The sequence below is a fragment of the Frigoribacterium sp. CFBP 8751 genome, assembly GCF_014841545.1.
Classification (GTDB): Bacteria; Actinomycetota; Actinomycetes; order Actinomycetales; family Microbacteriaceae; genus Frigoribacterium.
The window spans coordinates 377,969-401,963 of sequence record NZ_JACYUB010000003.1 but is presented as its reverse complement, the minus strand read 5'-3'; the positions used below and the strand labels follow the sequence as shown (position 1 = coordinate 401,963).

Annotated in this window: 25 protein-coding genes and 1 pseudogene; 13 read left to right on the top strand and 13 right to left on the bottom strand. The window is 72.4% G+C overall.

Going from position 1 to position 23,995, the window contains the following annotated elements:
- Positions 1 to 68: 68 nt before the first annotated feature.
- The 6 genes from IFT88_RS11125 to IFT88_RS11100 form a co-directional block, all read right to left on the bottom strand.
- Positions 69 to 1,292, bottom strand: coding sequence for a glycosyltransferase (locus IFT88_RS11125; protein ID WP_192120535.1), 1,224 nt, complete (start codon positions 1,290 to 1,292; stop codon positions 69 to 71).
- A 47-nt stretch (positions 1,293 to 1,339) separates the two neighbouring features.
- A complete protein-coding gene (locus IFT88_RS11120; protein ID WP_192120533.1) occupies positions 1,340 to 2,215 on the bottom strand; it encodes a patatin-like phospholipase family protein in 876 nt (291 codons plus the stop codon).
- Between the two features lie 104 nt (positions 2,216 to 2,319).
- Positions 2,320 to 3,369, bottom strand: a complete 1,050-nt coding sequence (locus tag IFT88_RS11115) for an MBL fold metallo-hydrolase (RefSeq protein WP_192120531.1) — start codon at positions 3,367 to 3,369, stop codon at positions 2,320 to 2,322.
- Between the two features lie 69 nt (positions 3,370 to 3,438).
- Positions 3,439 to 4,470, bottom strand: a complete 1,032-nt coding sequence (locus tag IFT88_RS11110) for an NADPH:quinone reductase (RefSeq protein WP_192120530.1) — start codon at positions 4,468 to 4,470, stop codon at positions 3,439 to 3,441.
- A 124-nt stretch (positions 4,471 to 4,594) separates the two neighbouring features.
- Positions 4,595 to 5,557, bottom strand: a complete 963-nt coding sequence (locus IFT88_RS11105; RefSeq protein WP_192120529.1) for an acetylxylan esterase — start codon at positions 5,555 to 5,557, stop codon at positions 4,595 to 4,597.
- 61 nt (positions 5,558 to 5,618) lie between these two features.
- A complete protein-coding gene (locus IFT88_RS11100; RefSeq protein WP_192120528.1) occupies positions 5,619 to 6,662 on the bottom strand; it encodes an LLM class flavin-dependent oxidoreductase in 1,044 nt (347 codons plus the stop codon).
- Between the two features lie 66 nt (positions 6,663 to 6,728).
- On the opposite strand from IFT88_RS11100, the gene IFT88_RS11095 reads away from it, so the two are divergent.
- Together IFT88_RS11095 and IFT88_RS11090 are read left to right on the top strand one after the other, a co-directional pair.
- Positions 6,729 to 7,130, top strand: coding sequence for a hypothetical protein (locus tag IFT88_RS11095; RefSeq protein ID WP_056226636.1), 402 nt, complete (start codon positions 6,729 to 6,731; stop codon positions 7,128 to 7,130).
- 254 nt (positions 7,131 to 7,384) lie between these two features.
- Positions 7,385 to 8,002, top strand: coding sequence for a TetR/AcrR family transcriptional regulator (locus tag IFT88_RS11090; protein ID WP_192120527.1), 618 nt, complete (start codon positions 7,385 to 7,387; stop codon positions 8,000 to 8,002).
- Between the two features lie 115 nt (positions 8,003 to 8,117).
- Here IFT88_RS11090 and IFT88_RS11085 read toward each other — a convergent pair whose 3' ends face one another.
- Positions 8,118 to 9,440, bottom strand: coding sequence for an MFS transporter (locus IFT88_RS11085; RefSeq protein WP_056226635.1), 1,323 nt, complete (start codon positions 9,438 to 9,440; stop codon positions 8,118 to 8,120).
- 142 nt (positions 9,441 to 9,582) lie between these two features.
- Between IFT88_RS11085 and IFT88_RS11080 the strand changes: the two genes are divergently transcribed.
- The 4 genes from IFT88_RS11080 (at position 9,583) to IFT88_RS11065 (ending at position 13,145) form a co-directional block, all read left to right on the top strand.
- A complete protein-coding gene (locus tag IFT88_RS11080; protein ID WP_192120628.1) occupies positions 9,583 to 10,440 on the top strand; it encodes a LysR substrate-binding domain-containing protein in 858 nt (285 codons plus the stop codon).
- A 78-nt stretch (positions 10,441 to 10,518) separates the two neighbouring features.
- Positions 10,519 to 10,923 carry a DoxX family protein gene (locus tag IFT88_RS11075; protein WP_056226633.1) on the top strand — a complete coding sequence of 135 codons (405 nt, stop codon included), beginning with the start codon at positions 10,519 to 10,521 and terminating at the stop codon, positions 10,921 to 10,923.
- 117 nt (positions 10,924 to 11,040) lie between these two features.
- Positions 11,041 to 12,510, top strand: coding sequence for an NCS2 family permease (locus IFT88_RS11070; RefSeq protein ID WP_192120526.1), 1,470 nt, complete (start codon positions 11,041 to 11,043; stop codon positions 12,508 to 12,510).
- Between the two features lie 152 nt (positions 12,511 to 12,662).
- Positions 12,663 to 13,145 carry a VOC family protein gene (locus IFT88_RS11065; protein ID WP_192120525.1) on the top strand — a complete coding sequence of 161 codons (483 nt, stop codon included), beginning with the start codon at positions 12,663 to 12,665 and terminating at the stop codon, positions 13,143 to 13,145.
- Positions 13,146 to 13,176: 31 nt separating this feature from the next.
- Here IFT88_RS11065 and manD read toward each other — a convergent pair whose 3' ends face one another.
- From manD to IFT88_RS16810, 3 genes are all read right to left on the bottom strand, one after another.
- Positions 13,177 to 14,415 (bottom strand): D-mannonate dehydratase ManD, encoded by a 1,239-nt coding sequence (gene manD / locus IFT88_RS11060; protein ID WP_137848312.1) that lies wholly within the window; start codon positions 14,413 to 14,415, stop codon positions 13,177 to 13,179.
- A gap of 104 nt (positions 14,416 to 14,519) precedes the next feature.
- Positions 14,520 to 15,380: an aldo/keto reductase gene (locus tag IFT88_RS11055; RefSeq protein ID WP_192120524.1), complete on the bottom strand. Its 861-nt coding sequence runs from the start codon at positions 15,378 to 15,380 to the stop codon at positions 14,520 to 14,522.
- The gene (locus IFT88_RS16810) at positions 15,377 to 16,195 is read right to left on the bottom strand and encodes an EI24 domain-containing protein (protein WP_199859144.1); all 819 of its coding nucleotides are present in this window, start codon (positions 16,193 to 16,195) and stop codon (positions 15,377 to 15,379) included. The genes IFT88_RS11055 and IFT88_RS16810 overlap by 4 nt, the downstream gene beginning before the upstream one ends.
- A 165-nt stretch (positions 16,196 to 16,360) precedes the next feature.
- Here IFT88_RS16810 and IFT88_RS16805 point away from each other — a divergent pair, with 165 nt between their 5' ends.
- From IFT88_RS16805 to IFT88_RS11040, 3 genes and pseudogenes are all read left to right on the top strand, one after another.
- Positions 16,361 to 16,780 (top strand): hypothetical protein, encoded by a 420-nt coding sequence (locus IFT88_RS16805; RefSeq protein ID WP_043594899.1) that lies wholly within the window; start codon positions 16,361 to 16,363, stop codon positions 16,778 to 16,780.
- 180 nt (positions 16,781 to 16,960) lie between these two features.
- Positions 16,961 to 17,263 (top strand): hypothetical protein, encoded by a 303-nt coding sequence (locus IFT88_RS11045; protein ID WP_192120630.1) that lies wholly within the window; start codon positions 16,961 to 16,963, stop codon positions 17,261 to 17,263.
- 48 nt (positions 17,264 to 17,311) lie between these two features.
- A pseudogene (locus IFT88_RS11040) lies at positions 17,312 to 18,295 on the top strand (aldo/keto reductase family protein); the annotation flags it as partial.
- Between the two features lie 27 nt (positions 18,296 to 18,322).
- On the opposite strand, the gene IFT88_RS11035 reads toward IFT88_RS11040, so the two are convergent.
- From IFT88_RS11035 to IFT88_RS11025, 3 genes are all read right to left on the bottom strand, one after another.
- Positions 18,323 to 18,871, bottom strand: coding sequence for a YbhB/YbcL family Raf kinase inhibitor-like protein (locus IFT88_RS11035; protein ID WP_192120522.1), 549 nt, complete (start codon positions 18,869 to 18,871; stop codon positions 18,323 to 18,325).
- A 72-nt stretch (positions 18,872 to 18,943) separates the two neighbouring features.
- Positions 18,944 to 19,807 (bottom strand): aldo/keto reductase, encoded by an 864-nt coding sequence (locus IFT88_RS11030; protein ID WP_043594903.1) that lies wholly within the window; start codon positions 19,805 to 19,807, stop codon positions 18,944 to 18,946.
- A 13-nt stretch (positions 19,808 to 19,820) separates the two neighbouring features.
- A complete protein-coding gene (locus IFT88_RS11025) occupies positions 19,821 to 20,792 on the bottom strand; it encodes an aldo/keto reductase (RefSeq protein WP_043594904.1) in 972 nt (323 codons plus the stop codon).
- Positions 20,793 to 20,854: 62 nt separating this feature from the next.
- On the opposite strand from IFT88_RS11025, the gene IFT88_RS11020 reads away from it, so the two are divergent.
- The 4 genes from IFT88_RS11020 (at position 20,855) to IFT88_RS11005 (ending at position 23,946) form a co-directional block, all read left to right on the top strand.
- Positions 20,855 to 21,262, top strand: coding sequence for a TIGR02611 family protein (locus IFT88_RS11020; RefSeq protein WP_052505238.1), 408 nt, complete (start codon positions 20,855 to 20,857; stop codon positions 21,260 to 21,262).
- A 70-nt stretch (positions 21,263 to 21,332) separates the two neighbouring features.
- Positions 21,333 to 22,280, top strand: coding sequence for a DnaJ domain-containing protein (locus IFT88_RS11015; RefSeq protein WP_192120520.1), 948 nt, complete (start codon positions 21,333 to 21,335; stop codon positions 22,278 to 22,280).
- An 87-nt stretch (positions 22,281 to 22,367) separates the two neighbouring features.
- Positions 22,368 to 22,754, top strand: a complete 387-nt coding sequence (locus IFT88_RS11010; protein ID WP_192120518.1) for a VOC family protein — start codon at positions 22,368 to 22,370, stop codon at positions 22,752 to 22,754.
- Positions 22,755 to 22,962: 208 nt separating this feature from the next.
- The gene (locus IFT88_RS11005; RefSeq protein WP_342212141.1) at positions 22,963 to 23,946 is read left to right on the top strand and encodes an NUDIX hydrolase; all 984 of its coding nucleotides are present in this window, start codon (positions 22,963 to 22,965) and stop codon (positions 23,944 to 23,946) included.
- Positions 23,947 to 23,995 lie beyond the last annotated feature (49 nt).

Below are 23,995 nucleotides of genomic sequence, written 5' to 3'. Positions count from 1 at the left end.
GCGGGACGACCCGAGCCTAGGCCCGACCCCCGTCAACGGGCTGGTGACGGAGCGTGAGCGGCGAGGGGTCAGGCCGAGGCCGCGACGCAGGGCGACCCCTGTCGCGCCAGCGACCCGCAGTAGACGCCGACGAGGTCGGCCGCCGAACGTGACCACGGGTGGTCGAGGGCGTGGGACCGGGAGGCGCGCGAGAGCCGGTCGCGCAGCCCCGCGTCCGCGAGCACCTGCGTCATCGCCCGGGCCCAGGCCTGCGGGTCGCGCTGCGACAGCACGATGCCCGTGACGCCGTCGACGACCGATTCGCGGAGGCCGCCCGACGCCGCGGCGATCACCGGGACCCCGCTGGCCGCCGCCTCGAGCGCGATGAGCCCGTAGGTCTCGGAGTGGGAGGGCACGAGCACGAGGGCGGCGTCCCGCAGCAGGGCCGCGAGGCCGGGGCGTGATCGCGGGCCCAGGAAGTGCACGGTGAGGTCGAGGTCGTCGCTCAGGGCGCTCAGCTCGGACTCGTACCCGGCGAACTCGGTCGAGGCACCTCCGGCGATGACGAGGTCGGGACGCACCTCGGCGGGGACGGCCGCCACCGCGCGCATGGCGAGGTCGGGGGCCTTGAGCGGTTCGAGTCGCCCCGCCACGACGACGTACGGGCGGCCCGGGGCGGTCCGGCCCGCTGCCGCCGGGTGGAAGAGTTCGCCGTCGACGCCCGGCAGGACGACGTGGACGCGGTCGGGCGAGCCGCCGAGACGGGAGGTGACGGTCTCGGCCTCGGCGTGGCTGATCGCGACGACGGCGTCGGACTCGCGGGCGAGCCGTTCTTCTCCGGCGATCCTGCCCGGGGACTCGGCGCGTTCGCCGTGCGAGAGGGGGGTCGAGTCGTGGGCGGCGATCGAGTGGAAGCTCTGCAGGTGGGGCACGCCGAGGGCGCGGGCCACGGGAAGCGCGGCCATGCCCGAGAACCAGTGGTGCGAGTGGACGACGTCCCACGGGCCGAGCTCGGCGAGCCGGTCACGGAACTCGTCGACGTAGAGCTCGTTGCGGCCCTTCGTGACCGGCTCGGCCGGGCCGGCGTCGAGGAATCGCAGCGTGACGCCCGGGGCGAGGGTGAGGCTCGCGGGCTCGTCGGACGAGGACCGGCGGGTCAGGATCTCGACCTCGTGACCCGCGGCGCCGAGCGCCTCGGCCTGGTTGCGGACGACGACGTTCATGCCGCCGACGTCACCGGACCCGGGCTCGGCACCGGGGGACGTGTGCAGCGACACGAGGGCGATGCGGAGCGTGGGGGAGGCGGTGGTCACGTCCCGAGGGTACCGGCCCACCGCCCCCGCGGTCTGCGCGGCGTGGGTCAGGCGACCCCGCCCGACCAGAAGGCGCGGACGTCGTCGAGGACGGCCTCGGCCTGCCGACGACCGGCCTCGGCGGCCGGGCGCCGGGTGTTCGTGGCGAGCACGTCGGTGCCGAACGCCTGCAGGGACTCGGCGTCGGCCTCGACGACCAGCACGTCCCGACCGGCGGTGCGTCGGGCGGCGACGACCTGCGGCAGGGTCGGGCCTAGCGGCGAGACGTCGAGCTCGGGGCCGCACGACAGCACCAGCACGCGGTCGTAGTCGTCGGCCAGGTCGGCGTTGGTGCCCGAGCGGACCCCGCCGTCCATGGTCGGGCGGCCGTCGACCTCGACGGTGGGCCAGACGACGGGCACCGAACAGCTCGCGGCCACGGCGCGGTAGAGGTCGACGCCCGAGCCGGCGTCCAGCGGGCGGAACGTGCCGTCGGTGGCGTCCACGGTGCAGACGGTCAGGGCGGCGTCGGGCCAGGCGGCGCCTCCGAAGCGGTCCCGCATCGTCGTGACGAGTTCGGGTTCGTCCGCGACCACGGGCGTCTCGCGCGCCAGGGCGCCGATGCGGGCCCGCGCCTCCTGCTGGTCGGTCGCCCCCGCGAGTGCCTGCCCGAGGGTCTGCTGGAACACCTCGGGGTCGATCGAGCCCGAGGGCAGCTCGGTCACGGCCTCGAACTGTTCTCGCAGGCCCTCGTCGACCCGGCCGAGTCGCACCATCGTCCCGACGACCGATCCGGCCGAGGTGCCGACGACGAGGTCGGCCTCGTCCACCGGCACGCCCGCCTCGAGCAACCTCGACAGCACGCCGAGTTCCCAGGCGATGCCGGTGATGCCGCCACCGCCCAGGACGAGGGCGGTGCGGGTGGGGGTCGTGGTCGTGCTCATGTCTCTCCTCGGTCGTGATGGCGGTCCCGGCAGGAGGCGCGGTGCGTCCCCCGGGGCCGCGCTCGACACTAGGCCGGTCACCTCGCCACGTCCTCGGGCGGGTGTCAGGCGGCGCGCAACTCGTCGGCGCGGCCGAGGTCCTGGACGTGCCATTGAGTCTGGGCGAGCGCCGAGCCGAGCCGGTAGCCGTGCAACGAGGCGATGCCGCCGCTCCACGACATCCGCTCGGCGACCTGCCACACCGTCGGCCGGTCGAGCGCGTCCAGGGCGGCGGCCGCGTCACGGCTGCGGTCGGCGCGGTGCTCGATCAGGGCCTCGGCCCGCGCGCGGAGGCCGACGAAGCGGTACTCGTGGCCGGGGCACACCTCGAGGGCGTCGGGGCCGGCGACGTCGAGCGCCACCATGCGGTCGAGCGAGGCGAGGTAGTCGGTCAACGGGTTCGCTCCCGTGCGCCCGCCGAGGCCGATGCCGGGGTTGATCCGCGGCAGCACGTGGTCGCCCGTGAAGACGAGCCTCTGCTCGGGTTCGACGAAGCAGAGGTGGCCCGCCGTGTGACCCGGGGTGTGCACCGCCCGTAGCAGCCGTCCCGCGACGGGCAGCACGTCGCCGTCGCCGAGCAGCAGGTCGGCGGTGAGCGCGGGCAGGCGGCGACCCGACCCCCACGACGCGACCAGCGCCTCCTGGTCGTCCCGGGGTGCGCCCCACCGGGCGATGTCGGCGTCGGCGGCCGCGGCGTCGGACGCGCGCTCGCCCAGCGCGCGCTGCTCGGCGGCGTGCAGGGCGATCCGGGCGCCGGAGGCCCGACGCAGGGCCTCCGCTCCGCCCAGGTGGTCGGCGTGCAGGTGGGTGACGGCGATCAGGTCGACGTCGGCGAGCGAGTGGTCGACGTCGGCGAGGGCGCTCTCGAGACGGTCGAGGTTGGCCTCGACTCCCCACCCGGGGTCGATGACCGTCAGCGCACCGTCGGAACCCTCGACGACGTAGCCCAACGAGTGGTCGTCGATGCCGTCGCCGAACTCGAACGCGACCGACCAGACGCCGTGCCTGACCTCCTCGACGGGCGGCAGCTCGCCACGGCGGACGGCCTCGGCCTGCACCGGGCTGAGCGGGACGGGTGGGGCAGGAGGCGCGGGTCGGCGGGCGGCGTCGGTCACCCCGCGAGCCTAGCCAGCGCCGCCCGCCCCGCCCCGCGTCCGCCGAGGCGGCGCCGGTCGACTGGTCGACTACTCGGCGGAGACCTCGATCAGCACCTTGCCGACGACGTCGCCCTCGACGGCCTCGTGTGCCGCCGCGGTCTCGGCGAGCGGGAAGGTGTGCAGCGGCAGGCCGGCGGCCTCGCCGACCGGCAGGACGCCGTCACGCAGGGCTGCCGTGACGTCCTCGACGGCCGCCTGCAGCGCCTCCTCGCCCACGGTGTAGAGCAGGACGAACTGGAACCGGGTGTTGGTGATCATGTTCGCGCGGATCGGGATGGTCGTCGTGTCGCCGCCGTTGTCGGCGTAGATGGCCACGGAGGCGCGGTGTGCGACGACGTCGGCCAACAGGTCGGCGTTCTGCGAGATGGCGACCTCGACGACGACGTCGACGCCGTCGGGGGCGATCTCGCGGATGCGGGTGGCGGCATCGTCCGTGCGGTAGTTGACGACGTGGTGGGCACCGGCGGCCGTGGCGAGGGCGGCCTTCTCGTCGCTGCTGATCGTCGTGACGACGGTGGCCCCGGCCCAGCGGGCGAGCTGGATGGCGGCGTGACCGACCGCACCCGCGCCTCCGGCGACGAGGACGACGGCGCCGTCGAGGCTGCCGGGGGTCAGGCGGCTCGGGCCGTCCTCCCACACCGTGAGCGCACGGTGGGCGGTCATGGCGGGGACGCCGAGGCTCGCACCGACGTCGAGGCCGACGCCGTCGGGCAACGGGACGACGCGTGAGGCGGGCAGCACGGTGAACTCCTGCGCGGTGCCGGTGGGGCGCTGGTGGGCCGAGAGGTAGGTCCAGACGCGGTCGCCGACCGACAGGCCGGTGACGCCCTCGCCGACGGCGTCGACGACGCCCGAGCCGTCCTGGTTCGGCGTGACCTCGGAGAACGGCAGCGACTCGCCGGGTCCGCCGCCTGCGCGGGACTTCCAGTCGGTGGGGTTGACGCCCGAGAACACGACGCGCACCCGCACCTCGCCGGCGGCGGGTTCGGGCAGGTCGCGGTCGACGAGCTGCAGCACGGTGGGGGCGGATCCGGTCTCGGAGTACACGATCGACTTCATGCCCGGAGCCAACCAGACCCGGCGCCGCCGTGTTCCCGCCCGGGACGCCACCGAGGGGACACGGCACCGCTGCACGTCACGGTGTCGTGCCCACTCGACGGCGTCGTGTGGTGCGCGGGCCGGCTCAGGCCCCGGCGCCGCGGAACAGGGCGAGCGCCAGCAGGTCGTCCTCGAACCCGCCGCCCTCGTGCCCGTTGTACGGCCAGACCGTGACGTCGGCCGCCCCGGCGTACGCGTGGAACGCGCCGAACACCGTCGACGGCGGGCAGGTCGGGTCCATCAGCGCCGTCGTGAACAGGGCGGGGGCCGTGGCGCGCCTCGCGAAGTTGACGCCGTCGAAGTACGCGAGCACGTCGTGCACCGAGGAGGCGCGGTGCCGGTGGACCGCCAGGTAGCGTCCGATCTCCTTGTAGGGGTCGGCGTCGGTGATGACGGTCGCGCGCCGGAAGTCGCAGAGGAACGGCACGTACGCCGCGACGGCGGCGAGGTCCGGGACGAGTCCCGCGACGGCGAGGGCGATGCCCCCGCCCTGGCTGCCGCCGACGACGGACACCCGGGAGGCGTCGACGACGTCGAGCTCGCGCGCGGCCTCGACGGCGCGGACGGCGTCGGCGAACACCCGCCGGTAGTAGTAGGTCTCGCGCGAGTCGATGCCCCGCGTCATGACGCCGGGGTGGGCCGGGCCCGAACCGTCCGGGTCGGGGGTGGCGCCCAGGCTCCATCCCGAGCCCTGGCCGCGGGTGTCCATCTGCAGGTGGGCGAACCCGGCCGACGACCAGAAGAGGTTCTCGACGGCGGCCCCGCGTCCGCCGCCGTAGCCGACGAACTGGACGACCGCCGGCAGCGGACCCGTCGCTGCGGCGGGCACACGGAGCCAGGCCCGGACGGGTTGACCCGCCCACCCGGCGAAGGTCACGTCGTACACGTCGACCGTCGTCAGCCCCGTGTCGACCCGGTCGACCCGCAGGTCGAGCGGGTGCGCCCGCGTCTCGGCGAGCGTGGTCGCCCAGAACTCGTCGAAGTCGTCGGGGTCGGTCTGGGTGCTGCGGTACTCCCGCAGGGCGGGTTCGGGCAGGTCGGTGAACATGCCCCCTTGTCTACCGCAGCCTGCGACGACAGCCGAGGAGGCGCGGTGCAGGAGGCGCGGCTCAGCTCACGCGGGAAAGGTTCGGCACCCAGCCGAACGCCGGGGCGACGTGGTCGGCCACCGTCTGCAGCAGACGGGCGTTGTAGGCGACCCCCAACTGGTTGGGGACCGTCAGCAGGATCGTGTCGGCGTTCCGGACCGCGACGTCGGCGGCCAACTGCTCGGCGATGACGTCGGGTTCGCCCACGTAGCTCTTGCCGAAGCGTGACTGCACGCCGTCGAGCAGACCGACCTGGTCCTGCGAGTCGGCCTGGGCGCGGACGCCGAAGTAGCGACGGTCCTCGTCGGTCGTGATCGGGATCACGCTGCGGCTGACGGACACCCTCGGCTCACGGGCGTGCCCGGCGGCGCGGTAGGCCTCCCGGTACAGCGCGATCTGCTCGGCCTGCAGCTCGTCGAACGGCACCCCGGTGTCCTCGGTCAGCAGGGTGCTGCTCATCAGGTTCATGCCTTGCTCACCGGTCCAGACGGCCGTCGAGCGGCTGCCCGACCCCCACCAGATGCGCTCGCCGAGGCCGGGGGAGTGCGGCTCGACCGAGAGGCCGTGCGACCAGCCGGTCATCTTCGGGTCGGACTCGGCGACGTCGGCGCCGTCGATCGCCGCACGGAACAGCTCGGTGTGTCGGCGGGCGAGGTCGGCGTCGCTCTCACCCTCGAGGGGGACGTGGCCGAACGCCTCCCAGCCGCGCAGGGCGGGCTCGGGTGAACCACGGCTGACGCCGAGCTGCAGTCGGCCGGCGCTGATCAGGTCGGCGGCCGCGGCCTGCTCGGCCATCGAGAGCGGGTTCTCGTAGCGCATGTCGATGACTCCGGTGCCGAGTTCGATGCGGCTCGTGCGTGCGGCCATCGCCGCGAGCAGCGGGAACGGGTTGGCGGCCTGGCGCACGTAGTGGTGCACGCGCACGGCGGCCACGTCGACGCCGATCTCCTCCGCGGCCTCGGCCAGCTCGATCGACTGGACCAGCGCCTCCCGGGCGGTCGGCGTCGCCGAGCCGCGCACGTCCTGGTAGTGGCCGAACGACAAGAACCCGATGCGCTTCTTCATGACCGGACGAACGTCCGGCGTCACCAGGCCATTCCGCCGGGGGCCCGTGCTCGGTAACGTGGGGCCGTGGAGAACCGCTTTCGCATCGACGGTGACGACCTCGGCATCGACCTGCGCGCCTCCTCGGTCACGCTCGGAGACGACGGCGTCGTGGACGCCCGCATCGTCGCGGGGCGGGTGCCCGAGGTGGCGGACTGGTCCGACGAACCGCCGTCGCTGGTGTTCCGTGACGTCCCGGTGAAGTTCGACGGCGCCACCTTCGGCGCCACGGTCGACGACGACCTGCTCGACGAGCACGAGATCGTCTTCCGGCTCGGCGAGAACCTCGACGTGCACGGTGTGCTCAGCCTCGGTGCCGGCGATCGGCTGCGTTTCGTGGGCACGACCCACGTCTCGGGCGAGCCGAAGGCGTGGCGCCTCGACGTCTCGATCGGCTTCGGCGGGTCGACGCGACGCACCGCGATCTGACGCGGGTCGTCGGCGACACGATGAGGCGCGGGTCGAGTCCCGGGGACGCCTCGGACGACGGGCGGGGTGCGGGGTGCGCGCCCGACCTGACGACGTGGTGAGGGTCGGGCGGGCGCGCACCCGCGCGGTCTCCTGATGCTTCGGGTTCACCAGGCGAACACGATGGTAGCGCCTGGATACCCGCCGGTATGCGACTTCTTCGGGGGCGGCGCGGGTGACTTCTGAGGATCACCCGCACCCGTTAGGGTCGCTGCATGGCCACCACCGCCGGGGCTCCGGTTCCCCGCATCCCTCGAGCCGAGGTCAAGCAGCGGCTGCTCGACGCGGCGGCCGAGCTGTTCTCGCGGCGCGGGGTGCACGCGACCACGCTGGACGACGTGGCCCGGGCCGCCGGGTTCAGCAAGGGCGCCGTCTATTCGAACTTCTCCTCGAAGGACGACCTGGTCCGCAGCCTCATGCGTCGCGAGACCGACGGTGCGCTCGGGGCCCTCGAGGGCATGTTCTTCCCGGGCACCTCGCTCGACCAGCTGCCCGAGAAGATCGGCACGGCGTTCGCGCCCTACGGCCCCGGCCAGGTCGAGGACTTCGCACTGATGAGCGAGTTCCGGGCCCACGCCCTCACACACCCCGAGGTGATGGCCGACTTCGTCCGCCAGCGCCGGGAGGTGCTCGACGCCCTGCACGGCCTCGTCGAGGAGGTCTTCCAGGGGCAGGCCGTCCACGTGACCGGGCTCGAGCCGCGCACCCTCGCTCGCGTCCTCATCTGCATCACGCTGGGCGTGGCCTTCGACTGGCCCGCCACGGGTGAGCAGGCGGCCGGCGAGCTCATGGGCGACGTCGTCGCGGCCCTCACCCGGGGCGTGACGGCCTGACGGTCTGACGGTCTGACGCCCGCCGAACACGGGCGAGTCCGTGCCGGACGGGCGCTCGTGCACGACCGGGACCGACGAACACGCCCGCCTCGGCGACCCGGCGCGCCGTCCGTGCCTAGCGCTGCTCGATCGTGACGACGGGCACGTGCCAGCGGGTGCGCACCTGCAGCGTCAGCTGCCCCCGACGGGCGAGCACCAGTGCCGTGACGGCGGCGGCGACGGCCGGCACGCCGCCCGAGACGATCATGCCGACGTGCGTGCCGAAGGTCTCGACGATCACGCCCATCAGCGGTCCGCCGATCGCCTGCCCGCCGAGCAGCACGAGGATGTACAGCGACATGACGCGTCCCCGGATCGCGATGTTGCTCGACATCTGCACCAGCTGGTTCGCGGCCGTCAGGAACAGCAGCGACGCGAGCCCGACCCCGACGAGCACGACGGCGAACGGCACGAGCGACGGCATCGACCCGGCCACGGCCTGCAGCACACCGGTGACGAGCACGCCGAGGACGATGGTCCGCAGCCGGATCGTGGCGCGCCGCGTCGACAGCAGGGCGCCGGTCAACGCCCCGACGGCGATCATCGAGTTGAAGAGGCCGTAGCCACCCGGCCCCACGTCGTACACGTCCGCCGCGAACGACGCCAGCAGCACGGGCATCGTGAGGCCGAACACGGCGTAGACGCCGACGAGCAGCACGGGCACGACGATCGTCGGCTTCGAGCGGGCGTAGGCGAGACCCTGCCGCAGCTGACCCCGCCCTCGGGCGGACGAGGTGACACGCGTCATCTGTGCCGTCCGCAGCATCGTCAGCATCACGACGACCACGAGGCAGGCGACGCCGTTGACGACGAACGCCCAGCCCGCGCCGACCGCCAGCAGCAGCACGCCGGCGATCGCGGGGCCGACCATGCCGCCGAGCTGGAACACGCTCGAGTTGACGCTGATCGCGTTGCGGAGGTGGGTGTGGCCGACGAGTTCGGTGACGATGACCTGGCGGGCCGGGTTGTCGACGACGGTCACCAGGCCCGTGGCGAAGGCGATGGCGAAGACGTGCCAGGCCTCGACCACGCCCGCGAGCGTCAGGGCCGCGAGTCCCAGGCTGAGCACGGCGAAGACGCTCTGGGTGGCGAGCATGAGGGCGCGCTTCGAGAAGCGGTCGACGATCACCCCGCCGAGCAGGCCGAAGAAGAGCATCGGGGCGAACTGCATCGCCACCGTGATGCCCACGGCCGTGGCGCTGCCGGTCAGCTCGAGCACGAGCCAGTCCTGGGCGATGCGCTGCATCCACCCGGCGGTCATCGCCACGACGTTGCCGGCCGTCCAGAGGCGGAAGTTGGGCACGCTGAGGGCGATGAAGGTGTGCCGCCACGGCGGGCGGGCGGTGCTGATCGGAAGAGGGGCGGTCGGGGGGAAGTCGGTGCGGGGCGGGGCGGACATCACGTTCCTGCGCTGGTGGTTCGGTTCACGGTCTGCATCAACGGTAGGGCCGGCCTGGTCATTCGGACCCCGGTGGGGGATGATCAATCGCATTGGCTTCGTGAATGACGAGGCCACGAGCCGACACGTCGAAGGAGGCGCGGTGTACGACCCCACGCTGCTCGCGACGTTCCTCGTCGTGGCCGAGACCCGCAGCTTCACCCGGGCCGCGCAACGTCTCGGCATCAGCCAGCCGACGGTCAGCCAGCAGGTCGGCCGGCTCGAGAAGGCCGCGGGCCGCACGCTCGTCGCCCGCGACACCCGGGACGTCCGCCTGACCGACAACGGCGACGCCATGGCCGGCTTCGCGCGGACCATCCTCGCCGCTCACGCCGCCGCCGAGAGCTACTTCAGCGGCTCGGCCATGCGGGGCCGCCTGCGCTTCGGCGCCGCCGACGACCTCGCCATCACCCAGCTGCCGCGCATCCTGCGCCACTTCCGCCAGCTCTACCCACAGATCAACCTCGAGCTCACCGTCAACCAGTCCGCCCCGCTGCGCCGCCGACTCGCCGCAGGCCACCTCGACCTGATCTTCGTGAAGCAGACCGCGGGCGAGTCCGACGAGGGCACGCGCGTCGCGGGCGACGCCATGGTCTGGATCGGCCAGGAGAAGCTCGTCGTCGAGCCCGGCCAGCCCGTGCCGCTCATCGCGTACCAGGCGCCCAGCCTCAGCAGGCAGATGGCCATCGACGCCCTCGAGCGCGCCGGCCGCACCTGGCGCATCACCTGCAACACCCGCGACGTCAACGGCGTCCTCGCCGCGGTCCGCGCCGGCATGGGCGTCGCGGTGTTCCCGTTCTCGTTCATCCCCACCGACCTCGTCAAGGTCAGCGACCGGTTCTCGCTGCCCACCCTCGGCGACGTCGACTACGTGCTCGTCGCCAACCCGGGTGCCGCCCGCGAGCCCGTCGACGCCCTCATGTCGGCCATCACCAGTCGAGGCGTCAGCCGCGCCGTCTGACCCGGGCCGGCCGCGTCGTCCGGCCGCTCCGGCGCGCCGCCCCCGCCCCACCCCGGGAGGCGCGCGCAAGATGGTCGCATGAGTCACCGCCCCACACGCCGCCAGAAGTCCGCCGCTCGTCGGGACGCCCGCGTCCTCGCCGCGATCCTGGGTGGTTCCGGCCTGCTGCACCTCGTCAAGCCCGCGGCCTACGACGCGGTCGTCCCGAGGAGCGTCCCCGGCCCGGCCCGGTTCTGGACGATCGGCTCGGGTCTCGCCGAGGTCGGCATCGCCGCCGCCCTCCTCGTGCCGAGGACGCGTCCGGCGGGCGGGCTCGCCGCCGCCGCCCTCTTCGTGGCCGTCTTCCCGGCGAACGTCTCGATGGCGCTGCGCGCCCTGACGAGCGAGCGGGCCACGACCGTGCGCCGGGCCGTCACCCTCGTCCGGCTGCCCTTGCAGGTGCCCCTGGTGACGCGGGCGCTCGGCGTGCACCGCGCCTCCTAGCCTCCCGAGCGCCTCGGCGGTCGAGGGGAGGTGGGCGGGGTTGCATGGCGCACCCCCGGCACGCCCTATCCTGTTCTCTTCCCCCTCGACATCCGATCTCACCGGAGACGCATCGCCATGGCCACGAACGCCCCCGTCACCACGCCGCCGAGACCCGGAGTCGGGGGCACCCTCGACCGGTTCTTCGAGATCACCCACCGCGGCTCGACCTGGGCCCGCGAGATCCGGGGCGGTGTCGTCACGTTCGTCACGATGGCCTACATCGTCATCCTGAACCCGTTGATCCTCGGCGGCTTCAGCGCCGACCAGGCGGCCAAGGACGTGGCCGGCAACTGGCTGCAGAACGGCCAGGTGGGCGCGGTCACCGCCCTCACCGCCGGCGTCATGACGATCCTCTTCGGAACCGTCGCGCGCCTCCCGTTCGCGTTCGCCGCCGGGCTCGGCATCAACTCGTTCCTGGCCGTCAACGTCGTGCAGGACGTCACCTGGCCCGAGGCCATGGGCCTCGTCGTCATCAACGGGCTCGTCATCACGATCCTCGCCGTGACCGGCCTGCGCAGCATGATCTTCACCGCCGTGCCGGCCGCGCTCAAGACCGCGATCACCGTTGGCATCGGTTTGTTCATCGCGTTCATCGGCCTGGTCGACTCGGGCTTCGTCCGCACCAGCGGCACGTCGTCGCCGCCAGTCCAACTCGGCGACGCCGGCTCGGTGGCGACGCTGCCGACGATCACCTTCGTCATCGGCCTGCTCGTCATCGGCGTGCTGATGGCCCGCAAGGTGCGCGGGGCGATCTTCATCGGCATCGTCGCCACCACCGTCATCGCCATCGCCCTGCAGGCGATCTTCCAGGTGCCGCCGTCGAACGGGCAGAACCTCGACGACTGGAACCTCAACGCCCCGGTGCTGCCCACCCAGATCGTGGCCCTGCCCGACCTGTCGCTCGTCGGCCAGTTCAGCTTCGGTGCCTTCGCCCGCATCGGCGTGCTGTCGGCGGTCATGCTGGTCTTCACCCTCGTCTTCACCAACTTCTTCGACGCCATGGGCACGATGACCGGCCTGGCCAAGGCCGGCGACGTCGCCGACGCGAACGGCACCTTCCCCCGCCTCCGCTCGGCCCTGATCGTCGAGGGCGTCGGCGCGGTCGCCGGTGGTGCGACGAGCTCGTCGTCGAACACCGTGTTCGTCGAGTCGGCCTCGGGCATCGGCGAGGGTGCGCGGACGGGCTTCGCCTCGGTCGTCACCGGCGCCCTGTTCCTGCTCGCCATGTTCTTCACCCCGTTGACCCAGGTCGTGCCGCTCGAGGTCGCCGCCTCGGCGCTCGTGATCGTCGGTGCGCTCATGGTGTCGCAGATCAGCCAGATCGACTGGACCGACTTCTCGGTCGCGCTGCCGGTGTTCCTGACGATCATCACCATGCCGCTGACGTACTCGATCGCGAACGGCATCGGCGTCGGCTTCGTCAGCTGGGTCGTCGTCCGCGCGTTCGCGGGCAAGGCCCGTTCGATCAGCCCGCTGCTGTGGATCGTGGCCGCGGGCTTCCTGGTCTACTTCGTGCGCGGTCCGATCGAGGTGCTGCTGGGCTGACCCGGTCGGCCCGCCTTCCCGAGACGTCACGACGTGCCGCTCGCCCTCGTGGGTGAGCGGCATGTCGTGTCTCGTCGACCTCGACGCCCGGCCCGGCTACCCTGAGCGCCAGGCGGCGACGGTGCCGCCGGCCCACGCCGAGGAGGCGCACCATGCCCCGCATCACCCCCACGCTCTGGTTCGGTCGTGACATCGAGACCGCAGCGGACTTCTACGTCACCCTGTTCCCGTCGTCGCGCGTCACCGACGTGTCGCGCTATCCCGACGACTTCCCCGACGCAGCCATGGCCGGTCAGGCCCTCGTCGTCGACCTCGAGCTCGACGGCCAGCCCTACCGCCTGCTGAACGGCGGCGACGCAGGGCCGAGGCCGACCGAGGCCACGTCGTTCTCGATCTCGGTCGAGACCCAGGACGAGCTCGACCACTACTGGGACGCCTTCGCGGCCGACGGCGGCCAGGAGGGGCGGTGCGGCTGGGTGACGGACCGCTGGGGCTTCTCCTGGCAGGTCGTCCCGTCGGTGATGGACCGATACCTCGGCGGGCCCGACCCCGAAGGCGCCGCCCGGGCCATGACGGCGATGATGGGCATGAACCGCCTGGTCATCGCCGAGCTGGCGGCGGCCTACGAGGGGTGAGCGACGCGCTCGCCCGCGCCGCGCCTCCTCGTCACCAGTCGTGGACGGTCCCGTCCGCCAGCCGGTTGTAGGGCAGGTAGGCCTGCGCGTACGGGTACGCCGCGGCGGCCCGCTCGTCCAGCTCGACCCCGATCCCGGGCTGCTCGCCCGGGTGCAGCATGCCGCCCTCGAAGGTGAAGCTCTGCTCGAAGACCTCGTCGGTCCTCGCACCGTGCTTCATGTACTCCTGGATGCCGAAGTTGTGGATGGCGAGCCCGAGGTGCATCGCGGCGGCCATCCCGACGGGCGAGATGTCGGTCGGCCCGTGCATGCCCGACTTGATCTGGTACTGGGAGGCGTAGTCGAGGACTTTCTTGAGGTGCGTGATTCCACCCGTGTGCGTGACGGCGCTGCGGACGTAGTCGATCAGCTGCTCGCGGATGATCTGCTGGTAGTCCCAGACGGTGTTGAAGATCTCGCCGATGGCCAGGGGAGTGGTCGTGTGCTGCCTCACGAGTCGCAGCGCCTCGGGGTTCTCGGCCGGGGTGACGTCCTCGAGCCAGAACAGGTCGTAGGGTTCGAGGCTCTTGCCCAGCCTCGCCGCCTGGATCGGCGTCATGCGGTGGTGGCCGTCGTGCAGCAGGGGGATCTCGGGGCCGAACTCGTTCCGCACCGCCTCGAACACGGTGGGCACGTGCCGCAGGTACGAACGGGTGTCCCAATCCTCTTCGTTCGGCAGGGCTCCGCGTTGGGCGGGTTCGTGGTCGTAGCGCACGCCGCTGTTGGCGTCGAACGTGGCGTTCGAGGCGATCCCGTAGATCGACTTCAGGCCCGGCACCCCGGTCTGGATGCGGATCGCCTGGTAGCCCTGCTCCTGGTGGTCGCGGACGCTGTCGAACAGTTCCTCGATGTCCTTCCCCGAGGCGTGGCCGTAGGTCAGCAGCCCGGTGCGCGAGGCGCCGCCGAGCAGCTGGTAGAGGGGCAGGCCGGCGACCTTGGCCTTGATGTCCCAGAGGGCGACGTCGACGGCGGCGACGGCGGCCATCGTGACCGGGCCACGCCGCCAGTAGGCGCTGCGGTACAGGAACTGCCAGGTGTCCTCGATGCGGGCCGGGTCCCGCCCGATCAACAGGGGCACGACGTGCTCGGTCAGGTAGGCGACGACGGCGAGTTCGCGCCCGTTCAGGGTGGCGTCGCCGAGGCCGGTGACGCCGTCGGAGGTCGTGATCTTCAGCGTCACGAAGTTGCGGTCGGGGCTGGTGACGATCACGTCGGCTCTGTCGATGATCATGCGGTGTCCTCTGGAGCTCGCGTCCAGGCGACGTCGATGTCACCCGGGCTGGTCCCTCCACTCTGGCGCATGCGTGGGTGGGAGGCGAGCCCGGGAGGCGCGGGTCAACGCATCTCGAGGGGCACCGCGGTCGTCGGCGCCGGGAACGCCCGCTCGAGCTGCACGAACGCCTGGTCGTCGAGGTCGACCGCCAGGGCCGCCGCGTTCTCGAGCGTGTGCTCGGCCGTGCCCGCCTTGACGGCGACCATGAGGTCGGGCACGAGGCGCAGCACCCAGGCGAGGGCGAGCTGCGCCGACGAGACGCCGAGATCGCTCGCCACCTGCTCGAGGACGGGGTGTCCGAGCAGCTCGCCGCCGTCGACGGGGGAGTACGAGGTGAGGGGCACGCCGTGCTCGCGCGCCCAGGGCAGCAGGTCGAACTCGGGTCCGCGACGGGCCAGGTTGTACAGGACCTGGTTCGTCTGGACGTTCTCGCCACCGGGTACCGAGAGCAACTCGTGCAGGTCGTCGACGTCGAAGTTGCTGACGCCCCAGCCGCCGATCGCGCCCTCGGCGACCAGCGCCTCCAGGGCCCCGACGGTCTCCGCGAGCGGGTGCCGCCCCCGCCAGTGCAGCAGGTAGAGGTCGAGGCGGTCGGTACCCAGGCGCCGGAGGCTGGCGTGACAGGCGTCGACGGTGCCCTGCCGCGAGGCGTTGCCCGGCAGGACCTTGCCGACCAGGAACACCTCGTCGCGTCGGCCCGCGATCGCCTCGCCGACCAGCGACTCGGACCGCCCGCCGCCGTACATCTCGGCCGTGTCGATCATGGTCAGGCCGGCGTCGAGGCCGGCCCGCAGCGCGGCGACCTCGTCGGCTCGGCGGCGTGGGTCGTCGCCGATGTTCCAGGTGCCCTGGCCGAGGGCCGGGACGACGCGCCCGTCGGGCAGGGAGACGGCGGGGTTGGTCGGCGTCGCGGGGGTGGTCATGCCGGGGGATGGTAGTCGTCGGCCGGCGAGGCCGGTCCGACGGTCGGTGTCACGGCCGCCTCCCCGGTCGGCCCGGCGGCCACCTCGCGGGCCAGCAGGGTGGCCGCGGCGACGGCCGCCGGCATGACGAGCACCGCCCCGAGCGGGACGAAGAACAGCAGGTAGGTCGCGGTGCCCAGCCCCAGGGTGCGTGCCCGGTTGACGGCGAGTCCACGGCGGCGCTCGGCGAGCGAGCGGCCCCGGGCGTCGAAGGCGTACCCGGTGAGCTCGACCGCCAGGAACCATCCGCCGACCAGCGCGCCCACGACCGGCACGACGGTCTGGCCGACGACCGGCACGAATCCGCCGACGAACAAGAGGACGCCCACCCCGGCCGTGGCCAGCAGCAGTCGGAGCGAGTCGCCGGCGCTCCGGGCGAGCCCGCGCCAGAAGCCCCGATCCACGTCGGCAGGTGCGTCGCCCTCGTGCTCCTCGACGCGGCGCCAGATGCGCTCGTAGAAGGGATCGCCGACGAGCAGCGTGACGGCGGTGAACGCGACGACCGCGAGCAGCACGGCCAGGGCGGCCACGGCCAGACCACCACCGAGACGAACGAGCGTGCGGGACCATTCGGGCCACTCGTCGGCGAACGGCGTCACGGCGCGGGCGATGTCGTCTGCCGCGAGACCGACGACGACGAGCCCGGCCACCAAGACCGCGCCCACGACGAGGGCGGGCACCGCGCCCAGCAGCATCAGCCGCGGGGACGTCGCCCACAGTCGCAGCCCCCGCCCGAGCAGCGCCACCCCGCCGAAGAACTCCCCGATCACGGCCACCGGACGAGCGTATCCGGTGCAGGAGGCGCGGGTGCGGTCGCGCGCGACGTCGCGTCCGTCGGTCCCCGTCTGGTCGCCTCCTCCCCAGTTCGACGAGAAACGGCTTCCTCCACAGGCCGGGCGTTCGCAGGTCCTCACCGCGGCTCGGCCAGCCAGCCTCGGACCATGACGACGATCGACACGTACCCACCCGTACTCGCCCCCGACCCCACCGACGAGCAGCTCGAGGACTTCGTCGACGAGTTCTGCCTCGAGCCGTGCGACGAACGCGCCCTGCTCTGGATCTACCTGGGGGACGACGGCCTGCCCGTCGCGCCACCCGTCGCCCTCGCCGGCTCGCCGGTCGAGCCCACCCGCGACGGGGTCGAGGTCCTGGCCCTGCGAATCGTCGAGGTGGCGGGCTGGGTCGATGCCACATCCGTCCTGCTCGTGTGGCAGAGCACCGACGAGTCGCTCTCGGCGGCGTGTGACGACCAGCGGTGGGCCGCGGCGATCCTGGCGGTGATCGAACCCGGCGACCTCACGGTCCATCCGCCGATGCGTCGCACCCCGTCCGACGTCCGTCCCCTCCTCCCGGTGGCTTGACGCATGCGCGTCCGCGGAGGTTCCCTGCCCTTCGACCCCGATCCCGACCTCCTCCGGCTTCCCGTCCTCGGGCCCGACGCCGATGATCGGGCGTAGCTCGACCACGCGATCGAGCTGTGCGCCGAGGGCTGCGATCGCGAGGTCGTCAACTTCGCCTTCCTCGACGCCGACGGTCGGCAGGTGGCCCCCGCCGGTCGTCTGCACGACGTGCCGCGACTGCCGCGGCGACGTGACGTCGACGAACTGGTCGACCTGTTCCGGCATCAAGGACTCCGGGCAAGAGCGCGCCAGGTGGTGTGCGTCTGGCAGACGGTGGACGACGACGAGCTCGATCGGGTCGCGGTCGACGCCTGGGCCTCCGGCCTCGCCCGGTCGCTCGGAGCCGGCCCCCTCCGGTTGCGGGCGTTCTGGCATCGCACGCCGTCGGGGTTCACCGTGCCCGGACGGTTCGGCGACCGGGCGGGCGGGGCAGACGGTGACTAGCGTCGACGGGGTGCCGCATCGACGCGGCACCACCGAGAAGGGTCGTCCATGAAGTTCAGGTACCTCGGCAACAGCGGGCTCAAGGTCAGCGAGCTCACCTACGGCAACTGGCTCACCCACGGGTCCCAGGTCGAGAACGACACGGCGACGCGCTGCGTCCGCGCGGCCCTCGACGTCGGCATCAGTTCGTTCGACACGGCCGACGTCTACGCCAACACGCAGGCCGAGACGGTCCTCGGCGAGGCGCTGAAGGGTGAGCGTCGCGAGTCGCTCGAGATCTTCACCAAGGTCTACGGTCCCACCGGGCCCAAGGGCCACAACGACACCGGGCTCAGCCGGAAGCACATCACCGAGTCGATCAACGGGTCGCTCACGCGCCTGCAGACCGACTACGTCGACCTCTACCAGGCACATCGGTACGACGTCGAGACGCCCCTCGACGAGACGATGGAGACCTTCGCCGACCTCGTCCGCCAGGGCAAGGTGCTCTACATCGGCGTCTCGGAGTGGAACGCCGAGCAGCTCCGCGAGGCGCACGCCCTGGCTCGCGAGCTGAAGATCCAACTGGTCTCGAACCAGCCCGAGTACTCGCTGCTCTGGCGGGTCATCGAGGACGAGGTCGTCCCGGCGTCGGCCGAGCTCGGCATCTCGCAGATCGTCTGGTCACCCGTCGCCCAGGGCGTCCTGACCGGGAAGTACACCGTCGGCGCCGAGCTGCCGGCGGGTAGCCGGGCGACCGACCAGAAGGGCGGCGCGGGCATGATCGAGCGCTGGCTGCGCGATGACGTCCTCGACGCCGTGGCCCAGCTGGAGCCGATCGCGGCCGACCTGGGCCTCACACAGGCCCAGCTCTCGTTGGCATGGGTGCTGTCGAACGAGAACGTCGCCTCGGCGATCATCGGGGCCTCGCGTCCCGAGCAGGTCGAGTCGAACGCCAAGGCCTCGGGAGTGACCCTTGAGGCCGACGTCCTGACGCGCATCGAGTCGATCTTCGACGGCCTCGCCGAGACGGACCCGCGCAAGACGCAGATGNGTCGTGTCGACGTCGAGCGTGACGGATCAGGCCGCCGGGACCTCGAAGGTCGCCGAGATCACGGCGCGGGCCAGCGTGTGGAAGTGCAGGTTGAAGCCGAGGTACGCCGGGCTGGCGGTCTCGTCGACCCCGATCTTCTCGACGTCGAGGGCGTGCACCGCGACGAAGTAGGTGTGCGGTCCGTGACCCTCGGGCGGAGCGGCGCCGACGTAGCGGGCGAGCCCGCCGTCGTTCTGCAGCTGGATCGCACCCTCGGGCAGACCCGAGCCCTGGTCGTCACCTGCACCGGAGGGCAGCGACGTCGTGTCGGCGGGAAGGTCGGCCACGGCCCAGTGCCAGAAGCCCGAACCCGTCGGAGCGTAGGGGTCGTAGATGGTGACCGCGAAGCTCTTGGTGCCCCCGGGGGCGCCGGACCAGCTCAGCTGGGGGCTGGCGTCGTCGCCGCCGGGGCCCATGATGCCGCTCACCTGGGCTCGCTGCAGCTCGCCTCCGTCGGTGAGGTCCGTACTCGAGAGCTCGAACTCGGGCACGATGCCGATGATGTCGTAGGGGCGGGTCAGGTTGGCGTCGGCCATGGCTGTCTCCTGTTCGTTCGGGATGGTCGTGACGGTGCGCCCGCCCCGAGGGGCGGGCGCACCGGTGTTCGGTCAGGCGGCGTCGAGCCGCTGGATCTCGTCGGCCGAGAGCTTGATCGACGTCGCCGTGGCCGAGTTCATGATCGTCTGCGGTCGGGTCGATCCCGGGATCGGGATGACGAGCTCGGACTTGGCGAGCTCCCAGGCGAGCGTCAAGACCTGAGGGGTGACCCGTCGGGCGTTGGCGATCTCGGCGAACACGGCGTGCTTCGCTCCGAGCTCACCCGCGTTCGTGATCCCGCCGAGGGGGCTCCACGGCAGGAAGGCAATGCCCATCTCGTCGCACAGCACGAGCTCGGCCTCGCTCGACCGGAACGCGGGCGAGTACTGGTTCTGGACGGAGACCAGGCGTTCGTCGAGGACCGCGTTGGCCTCGCGGATCTGGTCCGGGGTGGCGTTCGAGATGCCCGCCATGCGGATGACGCCCTCGTCGAGCAGCTCCGCCAGGGCGCCGATCGAGTCGGCGTAGGGCACCGCCGGGTCCGGGCGGTGGAACTGGTACAGCCCGATGGTCTCGACGCCGAGCCGCTTCGCGGAGGCCTTGGCCGCCTCCTTGAGGTAGGCCGGGTCGCCGTTCTGCGCCCAGGAGCCCGCCTCGGGACGAAGGTGCCCGCCCTTCGTCGCGACGAGCACCTGGTCGGTGTCGGCGTGGTAGCTCTTGAGCGCCTTGGCGATGAGCAGCTCGTTGTGCCCGACCTCGTCCTTGCCGGCCTGGTGGTAGGCGTCGGCCGTGTCGATCAGGGTGATGCCCTGCTCGAGCGCGGCGTGGATGGTGGCGATGCCCTGCTTTTCGTCGGGACGGCCCTCGATCGACAAGGGCATGCCGCCCAGGCCGATCGCGCTGACCGTCACGTCTCCGATGGTCCTGGTCTTCATGTCGTCCTCCGGTTCACCACGCGTAGTCCTCGGGCGACGTCTTGTGCCCGGGGAAGATCTCGTCCAGCCGCGCCAGCGCGGCCTCGTCCAGCGTCACGTCGACGGCGGCGACCGCCGACTCCAGTTGTGCCATGGTCCGCGGCCCCGTGATGGGTCCCGTGACGCCCGGCTGGTGCAGCAGCCATGCGAGGGCGACCTCGCCCGGGGCGTGGCCCAACTCCCGGGCGAACGACTCGTAGGCTTCGAGCTGGTCGCGGTGTTCTGCGACGTACTCGGCGCTTCGCCCCTCGAGGCGTCGCGAACCCTCCTCGGTCTTCTCGATCACGCCGCCGAGCAGGCCACCGTTGAGCGGCGACCACGGGATCATGCCGAGACCGTAGTGCCGGGCGGCCGGCAGGGTCTCGCGCTCGACGTCGCGGACGATGAGGTTGTAGATCGACTGCTCGCTCACGAGACCGGTGAAGTGCCGGGTCTTCGCGGCCTCCTGGGCCTGTGCGATGTGCCAGCCCGCGAAGTTGCTGCTCCCGACGTAGAGCACCTTGCCCTGTTGGACGGCGACCTCCATCGCCTGCCAGATCTCGTCCCACGGGGTCTCACGGTCCACGTGGTGGAACTGGTAGAGGTCGATGTGGTCCGTCTGGAGTCGCGTCAGGCTCGCGTCGAGTGCACGTCGGATGTTCAGCGCACTGAGCTTGCCGTCGTTGGGCCAGTCGCCCATGTCGCCGTACAGCTTGGTGGCGAGGACGGTCTTCTCCCGTCGCCCACCCCCGCGGGCGAACCACCGACCGATGATCTGTTCGGTGATGCCTTCGCCCTTCTCCCAGCCGTACACGTTCGCCGTGTCGAAGAAGTTGACGCCGAGTTCGTGCGCCCGGTCCATGATCGCGTGGGAGTCGTCCTCCGTGGTCTGCGGCCCGAAGTTCATCGTGCCGAGCACGGCCCGGGAGACGGACAACCCTGTGCGTCCGAGGTGTGTGTAATCCATGTTCCCTGGCTACCCCCTCGTGGGGCGTGGTGCTCACAGGAACGCCCCCTAACGTCACCGTCATGGACGAGCAGCCCGAGACCCCGCACGGCGAGCTCCCGGTCGAGCACCGCGGGGCCGGCCCGCACCGCGGCCGGCGTCGCCGTGCCCTGCGCGACGGTCACGCGAAGATGCGACTCCGGCTCGACGCGCATCCGCGCCTCCGGTTGCTCTACAAGATCGGCGTCGGGGTGCTCGGGGCCCTGATCGTCGTCGTGGGCCTCATCCTCGTCCCGCTGCCCGGGCCCGGTTGGCTCATCGTCTTCGTCGGCGTCGCCGTGCTCGGCACCGAGTTCCCGGCCGCCCATCGCATCACCCAGTGGGTGCGTCGCCTCGCGCGGCGTGCTCGTCTCCGGTGGCGCGCGTGGCGGGTCGCCCGGTCGGTGCGCCGATCGTCGTCCGTGGACCCCTCGGCCGCCCCGTCGCGGTGAGCCACGGGGTCGACCGCGTCCCCGACGGCCGTCATCGGACGTCCAGCGGACGTTCGGTAAAGTCGCCGTCGTGACGCCCAGTCCCGCCTCCGCCACGCCCTACGAGGTGCTCGGCGTGCCGTCGACGGCGTCGACCGACGACCTGCGCCGCGCCTACCGACGCTTGGCTCGCCAGACCCACCCCGATCTCGGGGGCACCGCGCAGGCCTTCCGCGACCTGCAGCACGCCTGGCAACAGGTGGGCACGCCCGAGGCCCGCTCCGCCTACGACCGCGGGTCGGGCTCACCGAGCACCGCTCCCTCGGGCAGCGCGCGGTCCGCGGGGTCGACTTCCCCCGGCTGGTCACCGCCGCCCCGTGAGCCGGCTCGGACCGATTCCCAGCCCAAGGCCCGGGTCCACGGTCACCCCGGCGGTGCGAACCGCGAGCGGTACCTCGGCCTGATGCGTGAGTGGGTCGGTCGGGGCGTGCCGCTCGACGATCCGTACGACGAGCGCCTCGTCCGGAGCGCGCCCCCCGAGATCCGTCACGTGCTGGCCGACGCGATGGCCGAAGAAGCCACCGTCGCCGCCGTGACCGAACTCGGCATCGGCTTCACCATCTGGAGCGACGTCGACGCGGGTGCCGAGGGCAAGCTCGATCACGTCGTGCTCGGACCGTCGGGCCTGTTCGCCGTCCAGTCCTCCGACTGGGGCAGCGAGGTGCAGGTGTCCCGGGGCGAGCTCGTCGGTCGGGGCGTCCCCGCCGACGAAGAGCCCGTCCGCGACCTCACCCGACAGGCCCGGGCCGTCCGGCGCGAGACCCGCGTGTCGTTCACGGCCCAGCTGATCGTGGTGCCCGACGACGACTTCGCCCCGGCCCTCGAGAAGGTGGGCCGACGTGCCGGGGGCACCTGGGTCGTGCGCCGGTCCCTGCTGCCGCAGGTCCTGCGGCACGGGCCCGAACTCGGCGACCGCACGAGCATCTCGGACGTCTTCGAGGTGCGGGCGCGGTTGCAGCAGGCCATCCGGTTCGTCTGACGGGGGCTGGTGCCCGGGGCCGTCAGGGTCCACGCTGGGCAGGACGCCGACGTCCGTCGGCCGTCCCGTGCCAGAGAGGGGCCACCCGTGTTCCGTCCGTGGTCCGGCTACTCCGGGTTCAGCGTCGACGACGTGCCGGCCGCCGAGTCCTTCTACCGGGACGTCCTCGGCCTCGAGACCGAGGTACTCGTCGACGGTCAGATGTTCCGCCTGCGTCTGCCGGGAGGCGCGGCGTGGGTCTTCGTCTACGGCAAGCCCGACCACGTCCCCGCGTCGTACACCGTCCTCAACCTCGTCGTCGACGACGTCGACGCCGCCCTCGACGAACTGGCCGAGCTCGGCCTCGAACCGCAGCACCTCGGCGGCCACTCCGACGAGCGTGGTGTGATGCGCGGGCGCAGCGTGGGGCGGGGCCCGGACATCGCCTGGTTCACGGACCCGGCCGGCAACGTCTTCTCCGTGCAGCAGCCCTGACCCGCTCGACCCGACACGGGACCCGAGGAGGCGCGGTGCCGGAACCGGGGAGGGCTGGCCCGACATCGGGTCGCGGGCCAGCCCCATGCATGCCTTCGGAGCTCCCGCCTCGTCGGTTTGGTCGCCCGCCACCGGGCCGACCGGTCGACGTGACGTCCTGTGCTCGACGCGGGCACCGCCTCCTCGTCCCTGTGGCAAGCTCGACCGTGTGAACACGCAGGAGCCCGCGGACGGCTGGGTCGAGGCCCCCGACGGACGTCGGTTCTGGGGCCGCGCCGGGGCCGCGGGTCTGCTCGTCGTCGACCCCGACGACCGGGTGCTGCTGCAGCACCGGGCCGACTGGAGCCACTTCGGCGGCACCTGGGGGCTTCCCGGCGGAGCCCGCCATCACGGCGAGAGCGCGGTCGACGGCGCCCTGCGCGAGAGCGGTGAAGAGGCCGCCGTGCCGCGCGACGCGTTGCGGTTGCTGTTCGCCGCCGAGCTCGACCTCGGCTTCTGGTCGTACACGACCGTCGTCGCCCGCGCCGTGCGTCCGTTCGACCCCGTGGTCTCGGACGCCGAGAGCATCGCCCTGGGTTGGGTGCCGGCCGACGAGGTGGCCGGTCTCCCGCTTCACCCCGGGTTCGCCGCCTCGTGGCCGAGGCTCCGAGCCGAGCTCGAGAGCGAGGTGCACGTCGTCGTGGACGTCGCGAACGTCCTCGGCTCCCGGCCCGACGGCTGGTGGCGCGACCGCGTCGGTGCCACGAACCGGTTCCTCGACGCCCTCTGCCGGGGCGCCCGCGACGGCGTGGCCGAGTCGCTCGTCTCGCCTGACGGCAGAGGGGACGACACGCCGGTCGTCGCGAGCGGGCCGGACCGGAGCGCCTCCCCGACGGACGTCGCGGCGTTCGCGAGCGAGTCCGCCGCCGAGCCTCCCGGGGCGCCCACCTGGCGATGGCCGGAGGCGATCGCCGTGGTCGAAGGCGATGCTCGGGCCGTCGGCGACACGTTCCCCGGCCTGACCGTCGTCCGTGCCGAGGCCGACGGTGATTCGGCGATCGTGGCCCGTGTGCGCTCCCTGCGCGACGTGTCCGGCCCGGCGCCCCGCGTCGTCGTCGTCACGGCCGACCGAGGCCTCACCGACCGGGTCGCCGCCGTCGGGGCGACCGTCGTGCGTCCGGGCGTCTTCCGCCGGGCCGTCGGCCTCGACTGACACCGACGGACGGGTCCGCCCCACCGACCGGTGGAACGGGCCCGTCCGT

Excerpts from the sequence above, each read along its gene's own strand:
- IFT88_RS11120 (WP_192120533.1), bottom strand. The coding sequence starts at position 2,215 with ATGAGCACGACCACGACCCCCACCCGCACCGCCCTCGTCCTGGGCGGT.
- IFT88_RS11110 (WP_192120530.1), bottom strand. The coding sequence starts at position 4,470 with ATGAAGTCGATCGTGTACTCCGAGACCGGATCCGCCCCCACCGTGCTG.
- IFT88_RS11105 (WP_192120529.1), bottom strand. The coding sequence starts at position 5,557 with ATGTTCACCGACCTGCCCGAACCCGCCCTGCGGGAGTACCGCAGCACC.
- IFT88_RS11100 (WP_192120528.1), bottom strand. The coding sequence starts at position 6,662 with ATGAAGAAGCGCATCGGGTTCTTGTCGTTCGGCCACTACCAGGACGTG.
- IFT88_RS11090 (WP_192120527.1), top strand. The coding sequence starts at position 7,385 with ATGGCCACCACCGCCGGGGCTCCGGTTCCCCGCATCCCTCGAGCCGAG.
- IFT88_RS11085 (WP_056226635.1), bottom strand. The coding sequence starts at position 9,440 with ATGTCCGCCCCGCCCCGCACCGACTTCCCCCCGACCGCCCCTCTTCCG.
- IFT88_RS11075 (WP_056226633.1), top strand. The coding sequence starts at position 10,519 with ATGAGTCACCGCCCCACACGCCGCCAGAAGTCCGCCGCTCGTCGGGAC.
- IFT88_RS11070 (WP_192120526.1), top strand. The coding sequence starts at position 11,041 with ATGGCCACGAACGCCCCCGTCACCACGCCGCCGAGACCCGGAGTCGGG.
- IFT88_RS11065 (WP_192120525.1), top strand. The coding sequence starts at position 12,663 with ATGCCCCGCATCACCCCCACGCTCTGGTTCGGTCGTGACATCGAGACC.
- manD (WP_137848312.1), bottom strand. The coding sequence starts at position 14,415 with ATGATCATCGACAGAGCCGACGTGATCGTCACCAGCCCCGACCGCAAC.
- IFT88_RS11055 (WP_192120524.1), bottom strand. The coding sequence starts at position 15,380 with ATGACCACCCCCGCGACGCCGACCAACCCCGCCGTCTCCCTGCCCGAC.
- IFT88_RS16805 (WP_043594899.1), top strand. The coding sequence starts at position 16,361 with ATGACGACGATCGACACGTACCCACCCGTACTCGCCCCCGACCCCACC.
- IFT88_RS11035 (WP_192120522.1), bottom strand. The coding sequence starts at position 18,871 with ATGGCCGACGCCAACCTGACCCGCCCCTACGACATCATCGGCATCGTG.
- IFT88_RS11030 (WP_043594903.1), bottom strand. The coding sequence starts at position 19,807 with ATGAAGACCAGGACCATCGGAGACGTGACGGTCAGCGCGATCGGCCTG.
- IFT88_RS11025 (WP_043594904.1), bottom strand. The coding sequence starts at position 20,792 with ATGGATTACACACACCTCGGACGCACAGGGTTGTCCGTCTCCCGGGCC.
- IFT88_RS11020 (WP_052505238.1), top strand. The coding sequence starts at position 20,855 with ATGGACGAGCAGCCCGAGACCCCGCACGGCGAGCTCCCGGTCGAGCAC.